Below are 9,969 nucleotides of genomic sequence, written 5' to 3' on the forward strand. Positions count from 1 at the left end.
CCCTGGCAGCTTTGTCGGCGGGGATTTGCGAAAACGAATGAATGAAAAAGAATCGTCAAGGAAGAGCCCGCAGTGCGGACGTGCAGCCGAAGCTGACTTCGGGGAATTGCGCTACCTAAACGCGGCCCGGTTAAAGGCCGGCGCGCACTATACCGGAATTTGCCCAAAAAGGGAGCTTTTTTTATCGGAGAAATACAGTTGTCACCGCTGTGTAATGGGGTTTTGCGGATAATCGGGCAAAGGTCTATTTTTCAAACACCCCGGCCCTGCGGGCGATGGCGCTTAAACGATTCACCGATGTGCGGCATCTGGTCGCTGCACCCTTTCTTCCCCTGCGAGGAAACACCCATGAATCAGCCCTGCCCCGGCCGCGTGAGCCGTGCGCGTCACGGCCACGTGCATTTGATCGGTCTGGACCGCGTCGCCAAGCGCAATGCCTTCGACCTCGACCTGCTCAACGACCTGGCCCTGGCCTACGGCGAATTCGAGGCCGACAGCGACGCACGGGTGGCGGTGGTGTTCGGGCATGGCGAGCATTTCACCGCCGGGCTCGATCTGGTGAATGCCAGTTCCGCTCTCGCTCAAGGCTGGCAAGTGCCGCCCGGCGGCTGCGATCCATGGGGCGTGTTCGTCGGGCCACGGGTCAGCAAACCGGTGATTGTTGCCGCGCAGGGTTATTGCCTGACCATCGGCATCGAGCTGATGCTCGCCGCCGACATCAACCTGTGCGCGAGCAACACCCGCTTCGCGCAGATGGAAGTGCAGCGCGGGATCTTTCCGTTCGGCGGCGCGACGTTACGCTTTCATCAGATCGCCGGTTGGGGCAACGCGATGCGCTGGCTGCTGACCGGCGACGAATTCGATGCCCACGATGCGTTGCGCCTGGGTCTGGTGCAAGAGGTCATGGCCAGCGAGGATCTGCTGCCGCGCGCCATCGAACTGGCCGAACGGATTGCCCGGCAGGCGCCGCTGGGCGTGCAGGCGACGCTGATGTCGGCGCGTCAGGCACGCTATGAAGGCGAAACTGCGGCGGCTAAGAGCTTGCCGCCGCTGGTAAAGAAGTTGCTGGCCACCGAAGATGCCAAGGAAGGTGTGCGCTCGCTGGTGGAGCGCAGACCGGGGATTTTCAAAGGCCTTTGAAGATCAGGTTGCCGGACGGATGCAGTTGATCAACGACTGCAACGAGTAGCCCAGCTTCGGCGCCAGCGCTTCAGCTCGTGCCGTCAGCGCCTGCATGTCCAGCGCCTGATCGAGATCTGCCGGCACGATCAGAATCACATTGCCCTCCTTCACCGGCAGCTCCCAGTAATGCCGGTGATAGAGCCCGCGCAACAGCGCCGCGCCCAACGGTTTGCCGTCGTCGGTGGCCCATTGGTTGATCACCAGCCAGCCACCGGGATTCAGACGTTTCTGACAGTCCCCGAGGAAATTCCACGCAAGGTGCCCGGCGCCGGGGCCGACATCGGTGTACAGGTCGACGAAGATCAGATCCGCCGGTTCAGCGGTCGGCAGCAGTTCGAGGGCATCGCCGACGCGGATGTACAGCCGTGGATCGTCATCCAGCCCGAGGTATTCGATGGCCAGACGCGGCACGTCCGGGCGCAGCTCGATGGCTTCGACGTCTTCCAGCGGCAGGAACTTGAGGCAGGCCTGGGTCAGCGTGCCCGCGCCCAGGCCGAGGAACAGCGCGCTCTCCGGCTGCTCATGGCACAACGCGCCGATCAGCATCGCCCGGGTGTAGTCGTACTCCAGCCAGCTCGGGTCGGCGGTAAACACACAGCTTTGCTCGATCGCATCGCCGAACTCCAGAAAGCGGTAGTCGGCCACTTCCAGCACGCGAATCACGCCGAACTCATCCTGTACCTCGGCGAGCAACAGCTCGACGCGCTCCTCAGTCATTTCGTCTCCTGGTGGTCACCGGGCGCGGTGACGCGATGGCACCGCTGCGGTGCCGTGGCAAAGCGGCGATTGTCGGCGAAGCGGCGGGAGCAGGTCACGCACTAATTGCTGCTAACATGGCCGTCCGTGCGTAGAACCTTAGAGACCGTGATGAGCCAACCCTGGAGCCCTGACAGCTGGCGCGCCCTGCCGATCCAGCAACAACCCCAATACCCCGACGCCGCGCATCTGCGCCAGGTCGAGCAGACGCTGGCCAGCTACCCGCCACTGGTGTTTGCCGGCGAGGCGCGCGAGCTGCGCCGTCAGTTTGCCGAAGTCACCCAGGGCCGGGCGTTCCTGCTGCAGGGCGGCGACTGCGCCGAAAGCTTCGCCGAGTTCTCCGCCGCGAAGATTCGCGACACCTTCAAAGTGCTGCTGCAAATGGCAATCGTCATGACCTTCGCCGCCGGTTGCCCGGTGGTCAAGGTCGGGCGCATGGCCGGCCAGTTCGCCAAGCCGCGCTCGGCCAACGACGAGACCATCAACGGCGTAACCCTGCCGGCCTACCGGGGCGACATCGTCAACGGCATCGGTTTCGACGCCGCCAGCCGCGTACCGGACCCGGAGCGTCTGCTGCAGTCCTATCACCAGTCCACCGCCACCCTCAACCTGCTGCGCGCCTTCGCCCAGGGCGGTTTTGCCGACCTGCATCAGGTGCACAAGTGGAACCTCGATTTCATCGCCAACTCGGCGCTGGCGGAGAAGTACAGCCACCTCGCCGACCGCATCGATGAAACCCTGGCCTTCATGCGCGCCTGCGGCATGGACAGCTCGCCGCAACTGCGCGAGACCAGTTTCTTCACCGCCCACGAAGCGCTGCTGCTGAACTACGAAGAAGCCTTCGTACGCCGCGACAGCCTGACCAACGATTACTACGATTGCTCGGCGCATATGCTGTGGATCGGCGACCGCACCCGTCAGCTCGACGGCGCCCACGTCGAATTCCTGCGCGGGGTGAACAATCCGATCGGAGTGAAAGTCGGCCCGAGCATGAACCCCGACGACCTGATCCGCCTGATCGACGTGCTCAACCCGGACAACGACCCGGGCCGTCTGAACCTGATCGCGCGGATGGGCGCGAACAAGGTCGGCGATCACCTGCCGGCGCTGATCCGTGCGGTGCAGCGTGAAGGCAAGCAGGTGCTGTGGAGCTCCGACCCGATGCACGGCAACACCATCAAGGCCAGCAGCGGTTACAAGACTCGCGACTTCGCGCAGATTCTTGGTGAGGTGAAGCAGTTCTTCCAGGTTCATGAAGCGGAAGGCAGCTACGCCGGCGGCATCCACATCGAGATGACCGGGCAGAACGTCACCGAGTGCATCGGTGGCGCGCGGCCGATCACTGAAGATGGTTTGTCGGATCGCTATCACACCCACTGCGATCCGCGGATGAATGCCGATCAGTCGCTGGAACTGGCGTTCTTGATCGCAGAAACGCTGAAACAGGTCAAACGCTAAATCGCGAGGGCGCTGGCTCAGTCAATTTGAGCCAGCGCCATCCGCAACCGCCCGGCACTTTCCCGCTGACAATTGAGCTGCACCCGCGCGAGCCCCAACCAGTCCGCCATGCGCCGCAGGTTCAGCGCCAGCGCCAGCATCCCCGCCTCGTCCAGCCCCGTTTCTTCCTCGTGCACCGCATGCACAGCCAACCGCCCCGCCGCCCGTTCGGCGCGCAGGTCAACTCGCGCAGCGATCCGTTCGTTGTGCAGGAACGGCAGCACGTAATAGCCGTAGACACGTTTGTCCTGCGGCGTGTAGATCTCCAGCCGATAGCGAAAATCGAACAGCCGCTCGGTCCGGCTGCGCTCCCAGATCAGTGAATCGAAAGGTGACAGCAGCGCGCTGGCTTCGACTTTTCGAGGGATTTTCGGCTCGGGCAGGCAATAAGCGATCTGCCGCCATCCGGCGACTTCGCAAGTCAGCAGCTGCCCGTCCTCGACCAGTTCAGCCAGACGCGGGCGGGCATCGGAAGGATTCAGTCGGAAGTAATCACGCAGGTCTTTTTCCGTGCCGACACCGAGCGCCTGCGCTGCATGCAGCAGCAAACCGCGCTGCGACTCAGCCTCATCGGGCAATGGCTGTTGCAGCACGGAAGCCGGAATCACCCGTTCCGGCAAGTCATACAATCGCTCGAAACCACGGCGTCCGGCGACGGTGACTTCGCCAGCGGCAAACAGCCATTCCAGTGCGTGCTTTTCCGCGCTCCAGTCCCACCACGGCCCGGCCTTTTCCTCGCGGGTCGACAGACTGCCGGCGCCCAATGCGCCCTGCTCTTCGACCGACGCCAGCACCCGGCGAATGGTGTCCTGTTGCTCGCGACCGAACCGCGCCAATTGCTGATAGATGTCCTCACCGCGCCTGGCCCGCTGCATGCGCCAGCCCATCAACGGGTACATCGACAACGGCAGCAGCGACGCTTCATGGCCCCAGTATTCGAACAGCGAACGACGTCGCCCCGAACTCCAGGCAGCCTGGTCGAGCAAGTCAGCAGAGTAGGAACCAAGACGGGAAAACAGCGGCAGGTAGTGCGAGCGCACCACGGCGTTGACGGAGTCGATCTGCAACAGACCGAGGCGTTCGATCAGCCGGTTGAGGTGCATGGCCTTGACAGCCGGCGGCTGGCGCCCGTGAAACCCTTGGGCAGCCAGTGCCAGACGTCGAGCCTGTTTAAGGGAAAAGGACAGTGTCGCGGGCATGTGTACCTCCATGTCTGCTCGCAACCTACCTCACTGCAAGAGGGTTTGTGTAGCGATGGCCTCATCATTTATGCATCGGATCGTCCCAGAACGGCCGCACCGACTCGTGTTCGACATCGGCACGGCTGACCCCGATGTCCTTGAGCGCTTCGTCGCTCAGGCTGGCGAGCAGCTCGCGCTCACGGTGCAATTCGTACCACCGGCTAAACTTGTGCAACAGATCGGAAACGATATGGCCGGAAAATCTTTCTTCGCCTGCGTACTCTCTTTGACCTTTCATCGTGTTGCCTCCTTTTTGGGATGGCTCAAGTCTCCCGCCAGAGCTACGATCAATCCAACGAATGTTTCTGATGGCATGCATCACGGAGATTCATCAATTGTCGGCGTACCCCAGTATCGATACCGATGTCCTGCGCACCTTTGTCGCGATTGCCGATCAGGGCGGTTTTACCCGCGCCGGCGAAATGGTCAACCGCACCCAATCGGCCGTGAGCATGCAGATGAAGCGTCTGGAAGAGGACGTGTTGCAGCGCCAGTTGTTCGAGCGCGACGGGCGTCAGGTGCGCCTGACCGCTGAAGGCCAGGTGTTGCTTGGCTATGCGCGGCGCATCCTGAAATTGCACAGCGAAGTGTTCAACACCCTGCGCGAACCACACATGGTCGGCACGGTCAGGATCGGCACGCCGGACGATTACGTTATGCGCTTTCTGCCGGGGATTCTGTCGCGTTTTGCGCAGTTCTATCCGCTGATCCAGATCGAAGTGCACTGCGAGTCAACCAAACAATTGCTGCAACGCACGGACCTCGATCTGTCGATCGTCACCCGCGAGCCGGGCAACGAGATCGGCCAGTTGCTGCGCAAGGAGCGCTTCGTGTGGGCCGAGGCGCAGAATTTCAGCGCCCACGAGCAGACGCCGCTACCACTGGCGATGTTCAACAGTGATTGCTTCTGCCGCCTGTGGGCCTGCAATGCGCTGGACGCGATGGGCCGCGAATACCGGATCGCCTACAACAGCACCAGCCTGTCGGCGCTGATGGCAGTGGTGAGCGCGGGTCTGGCGATCACCGCGCAGCTGGAAAGCCTGATTACCCCCGACATGCGGATTCTTGGAGATGCCGAAAATCTGCCGCTGCTGCCCGAGGCCAGCATCATGCTGATCCGCAACCTCAACAATCCCTCGCCGATCACCGAATGCCTGGCCGAGCACATCGTCGAAGGCTTCAAACTTTAAAGGCGAGCATCACCGCACACAGCACCAGGAACCCGCAGAACAGCCCGCGCAGGAGTTTTTCCGGCATCGCGTGGGCCACTTTCACGCCCCAGCTGATGCTGGCCAGACCGCCGATGGCCAGCGGCAGGCCGATCATCCAGTCCACTTCGTGGTGCACCGCGTACGTCACCAGCGTGACGCCGGTGCTCGGCAATGCCAGCGCCAGCGAAAGCCCCTGAGCGACCACTTGAGTAGTGCCGAACAGGCTGGTCAGCACCGGCGTCGCCACCACCGCCCCACCGACACCGAACAAGCCGCCCATGGTGCCCGACGCCGCGCCGAGCACGCCCAGCCACGGCCATGAATAGCGCATCTCGGAAGTCGCCGCCGGGCGCGCGCCAAACATGCGCACCAGGTTGTAGGCCGACAAAGCCACAAGGAACGCGACAAACCCGATGCGCATGGTCTGCGCGTCGATGCCCACGGCCCAGATCGAGCCGATCCACGCGAAACAGAATCCCATCACCGCCAACGGCAATGCATGCCGGAGCTCAATGCGATTGCGCTGATGATAACGCCACAGCGCCAGCATCACGTTCGGCACCACCATCACCAGCGCCGTGCCTTGGGCGATCTGCTGATCGAGCCCGAACCAGACACCGAGCAAGGGAATGGCGATCAGCCCGCCACCAATACCGAAGATCCCACCCAAGGTGCCAAGGGCGGCGCCAAACAACAGGTACAGCGAAAACTCGATCACAGCAGAATTCCTCATACGTCAGGCGACTCATCCTACGCAGTCGGCGCTGGCACGGAAACGCACAGCAACGCACAATGGCTGTGCTAAATCCGCATAGGCAATGAGCTGATTCATGAATCCCAATCAATTGACCGAACAACTGGGGCTGTTTCTCGATGTACTCGAGAGCGGCAGCTTTTCTGCGGCTTCGCGCCGGCATCCGCTGACGCCCTCCGCCGTTGCCCGGCGTATCGACAGTCTGGAAAGCGCGGTCGGCAGCCAGTTGTTCATCCGCAGCACTCACGCGGTGCGCGCCACGCCGGCAGGTCTGGCGTTTGCCGAACGGGCGCGGCGGATTGTGGCGGAGTTGCAACTTGCCCGGGCTGAAGCGGTGTCCCTGAGCAGCGCGCCGGAGGGACTGATTCGGGTGGATGCGCCAGCAGCGTTCGGGCGTCGGCATCTGGCGCCGGTGATTGCCGATTTTCTGGTGCTGTACCCGGGGCTGGATGTGCAACTGCATCTGATCGACAGCTTCGTCGACATGGACGGTTCAAACCTGGGCAAGGTCGATCTGGTGTTGCGCGCCGGGCAAATGGCTGACACCCGGTTGGTGGCCACACCGTTGGCGAGCATGGTCCGCATCGCCTGCGCGAGCCCCGACTATCTCAAGCGCCGCGGTGTGCCGAGCGAACCCGCGCAATTGAGCGAGCATGACGGCCTCGATTGGGACGGCCTCGCCCCGCCCTTCGCCTGGCGCTTCGAACAGAACGGGCAGATGCAACTGCACCGCCCGGCGCGGGTGCGCATGAGCGCCAACAACGCCGAGGCGCTGGTGTGCGGCGCGCTGGCGGGACTCGGGATCGCGCATTTACCGACCTGGCTGGCCAGCGAATACCTGTTGCGCGGCGAGTTGCTGCCGCTGTTCTGTGAAAACGGCCTGCCAAAACCGGAGAGCACCGGCATCTATGCGCTGCGACTGGAGCAACAGGCCAGCTCCCGCAGCCGCCTGCTGCTGGAATACCTCAAAACCCGGTTCAGCCCCGTGCCGCCGTGGGATCTGGCACTGCAACGAGAACTGGGCCGGCATTGATCGGTTCGCCACCGGGCACAATTGTCTGGCGCATTAAAGATTCGAGCGCTAGATTCACCTGCATCACCGTTCAAGGCACTGACATGACCACCGACCGCAACACCTCCGATCACTGCGAAGACCTGCTGCTCGACAATCAGGCCTGCTTCGCCCTGCATTCCACTTCGCTGATGATGACCAAGGTCTACAAGCCGCTGTTGCAAGCGCTTGGCCTGACGTATCCGCAATACCTGGCGATGATGGTGCTGTGGGAGAAGGATGGTTTGACCGTCGGAGAAATCAGCACGCGCCTGCTGACCGATCCGGGCTCGCTGACCCCACTGCTCAAGCGGCTGGAAGGTGAAGGTTTGCTCAGCCGGACCCGCAGTCGTGAGGATGAGCGTGTGGTGATCGTTGAACTGACTGCCCAGGGACGCGCCTTGAAAGACAGGGCCCGGACCGTTCCACAATGCATCCTGGGGGCCAGTGGCTTCACGCTGGAGCGCCTGCAAAACCTGCAAGCCGAGTTGCAGGCCTTGCGTGGTCATTTGCAGGACAGCCTCGCTTAAGATCGTCCTTTCCTGTGGGCGCAGCCTTGCGCCTGCAGGCGTATCGCCCCTTCCCCGCTTATCACCGAAAAATTTTTCATCTCGTTTTACATTCAAAAAATCCTTAAATATCAAAAGCTTGAGATCACGTCACTTCCCAATCCAAGCGCTAATTCGTGCTTTCTTCAAAAATTTATCTTGCGCACTAAATATTCGCGCAGTACATTTACTTCGCACCTAGTTAGCGCGCAAACAATTAGCGCAACAAACCACACTTACTGAGGCTCACACCATGCAAACTCTCTACACCGCAATCGCAACCTCCACTGGCGGCCGTGACGGTCGTGCGATTTCCAGCGACAACATCCTCGACGTCAAACTCGCCACTCCGAAAGAACTCGGCGGTGCTGGCGGCGCAGCCACCAACCCTGAGCAACTGTTCGCCGCCGGCTACTCGGCCTGCTTTATCGGCGCCCTGAAATTCGTCGCCAGTCAGACCAAACGCAAAATCCCGGACGACGCCTCGATCACCGCTCACGTCGGCATCGGCCAGATCCCTGGCGGTTTCGGTCTGGACATCGACCTGCACATCAGTCTGCCGGGCCTGGAACAGGCTGACGCACAAAGCCTGGTCGACGCGGCTCACCAGGTCTGCCCGTACTCCAACGCCACTCGCGGCAACGTCGATGTGCGTCTGCACGTCACCGTGTAATCACTGACACTCAGGCCCGTACAGGAAATGAACATGAACACTTTCAGCAAAGTCTTGACCGGTACTCTTCTCGCCCTGTCCATCCACAGCGCATTCGCCGGGGAGGTTGAACACAACACCCAGGCGTTCCTTGATGTGCTGAATGCCGGCACCGGCAAACCGATGGAGCAAATGACGCCCAAGGATGCCCGCGCCGTGCTGACGGGCGCGCAGTCCGGGGTCAAACTGACGCTGCCCAAAGCGGACGTCAGCGAGAAAACCATCCAGGTCGATGGCCAACCGTTGAGCCTGACCATCGTCCGGCCGGCCGGGGTCAAGGGCGAGCTGCCGGTGTTCATGTTCTTCCACGGCGGCGGCTGGGTGCTGGGAGATTTCCCGACCCACGAACGTCTGGTGCGGGATCTGGTGGTCGGCTCGGGGGCGGCGGCGGTGTTCGTCAACTACACCCCTTCGCCGGAAGCGCATTACCCGGTGGCGATCAACCAGGCTTATGCCGCTACCAAATGGGTGGCCGAACACGGCAAAGAAATCAACGTCGACGGCAAGCGTCTGGCGGTGGCGGGCAACAGCGTCGGCGGCAACATGGCGGCAGTCGTGGCCCTGATGGCCAAAGACAAAGGCACGCCAGCGATCAAATTCCAGGTGCTGCTGTGGCCGGTGACCGATGCCAATTTCGATACCGGTTCGTATAACCAGTACGCCGAGGGGCACTTCCTCACTCGCAACATGATGAAGTGGTTCTGGGACAACTACACCACTGACGCCAACCAGCGAAACGAGATCTACGCCTCACCGTTGCGGGCCACCACTGCGCAGTTGAAAGGTCTGCCGCCTGCGCTGGTCCAGACTGCGGGGGCCGATGTGCTGCGTGACGAGGGTGAAGCCTACGCCCGCAAACTCGACGAAGCCGGCGTGCCGGTGACCTCGGTGCGCTACAACGGCATGATCCACGACTACGGTTTGCTCAACGTGGTCAGCCAGGTGCCGGCGGTGCGCTCGGCGATGCTGCAGGCCTCGGAAGAACTGAAGCAGCACCTGAAGAAGTAATTTTCATCA

General features: G+C 62.0%; 11 protein-coding genes. 7 read left to right on the top strand and 4 right to left on the bottom strand.

Annotation, left to right across the window (positions count from 1 at the left end; all coding sequences use genetic code 11):
- Window positions 1-348 precede the first annotated feature (348 nt).
- A complete protein-coding gene (locus tag ACM6JM_RS05880) occupies window positions 349-1,140 on the top strand; it encodes a crotonase/enoyl-CoA hydratase family protein (protein WP_074687978.1) in 792 nt (263 codons plus the stop codon).
- Between the two features lie 3 nt (window positions 1,141-1,143).
- On the opposite strand, the gene ACM6JM_RS05885 is transcribed toward ACM6JM_RS05880, so the two are convergent.
- On the bottom strand, window positions 1,144-1,899 hold the full coding sequence (locus ACM6JM_RS05885; protein ID WP_039770449.1) for a spermidine synthase: 756 nt from the start codon (window positions 1,897-1,899) through the stop codon (window positions 1,144-1,146).
- Between the two features lie 150 nt (window positions 1,900-2,049).
- Here ACM6JM_RS05885 and ACM6JM_RS05890 point away from each other — a divergent pair, with 150 nt between their 5' ends.
- Window positions 2,050-3,396, top strand: coding sequence for a class II 3-deoxy-7-phosphoheptulonate synthase (locus tag ACM6JM_RS05890; protein WP_414881449.1), 1,347 nt, complete (start codon window positions 2,050-2,052; stop codon window positions 3,394-3,396).
- A 17-nt stretch (window positions 3,397-3,413) separates the two neighbouring features.
- On the opposite strand, the gene ACM6JM_RS05895 is transcribed toward ACM6JM_RS05890, so the two are convergent.
- Together ACM6JM_RS05895 and ACM6JM_RS05900 are read right to left on the bottom strand one after the other, a co-directional pair.
- Entirely contained in the window at window positions 3,414-4,634 is a 1,221-nt protein-coding gene (locus ACM6JM_RS05895) for a winged helix-turn-helix domain-containing protein (protein WP_103386348.1), read from the bottom strand.
- Window positions 4,635-4,698: 64 nt separating this feature from the next.
- A complete protein-coding gene (locus tag ACM6JM_RS05900; protein ID WP_414881450.1) occupies window positions 4,699-4,914 on the bottom strand; it encodes a DUF1127 domain-containing protein in 216 nt (71 codons plus the stop codon).
- A 97-nt stretch (window positions 4,915-5,011) separates the two neighbouring features.
- Between ACM6JM_RS05900 and ACM6JM_RS05905 the strand changes: the two genes are divergently transcribed.
- Window positions 5,012-5,866, top strand: a complete 855-nt coding sequence (locus tag ACM6JM_RS05905; protein WP_170844876.1) for a LysR substrate-binding domain-containing protein — start codon at window positions 5,012-5,014, stop codon at window positions 5,864-5,866.
- Here ACM6JM_RS05905 and ACM6JM_RS05910 read toward each other — a convergent pair.
- Complete coding sequence (locus ACM6JM_RS05910) at window positions 5,856-6,605, bottom strand: sulfite exporter TauE/SafE family protein (protein ID WP_414881451.1); 750 nt, start codon at window positions 6,603-6,605, stop codon at window positions 5,856-5,858. The two genes, ACM6JM_RS05905 and ACM6JM_RS05910, sit on opposite strands and share 11 nt — an antisense overlap.
- Window positions 6,606-6,717: 112 nt before the next feature.
- Here ACM6JM_RS05910 and ACM6JM_RS05915 point away from each other — a divergent pair, with 112 nt between their 5' ends.
- The 4 genes from ACM6JM_RS05915 (at window position 6,718) to ACM6JM_RS05930 (ending at window position 9,960) form a co-directional block, all read left to right on the top strand.
- Window positions 6,718-7,674: a LysR family transcriptional regulator gene (locus ACM6JM_RS05915; RefSeq protein ID WP_039770458.1), complete on the top strand. Its 957-nt coding sequence runs from the start codon at window positions 6,718-6,720 to the stop codon at window positions 7,672-7,674.
- An 83-nt stretch (window positions 7,675-7,757) separates the two neighbouring features.
- Entirely contained in the window at window positions 7,758-8,222 is a 465-nt protein-coding gene (locus ACM6JM_RS05920) for a MarR family winged helix-turn-helix transcriptional regulator (protein WP_074687986.1), read from the top strand.
- A 271-nt stretch (window positions 8,223-8,493) separates the two neighbouring features.
- Window positions 8,494-8,913, top strand: coding sequence for an organic hydroperoxide resistance protein (locus tag ACM6JM_RS05925; protein ID WP_034155242.1), 420 nt, complete (start codon window positions 8,494-8,496; stop codon window positions 8,911-8,913).
- Window positions 8,914-8,946: 33 nt separating this feature from the next.
- Complete coding sequence (locus ACM6JM_RS05930) at window positions 8,947-9,960, top strand: alpha/beta hydrolase (protein ID WP_085647565.1); 1,014 nt, start codon at window positions 8,947-8,949, stop codon at window positions 9,958-9,960.
- The last annotated feature ends 9 nt before the right edge of the window (window positions 9,961-9,969 follow it).

The sequence above is a fragment of the Pseudomonas sp. IT-P2 genome, assembly GCF_949767575.1.
Lineage (GTDB): Bacteria > Pseudomonadota > Gammaproteobacteria > Pseudomonadales > Pseudomonadaceae > Aquipseudomonas > Aquipseudomonas pharyngis.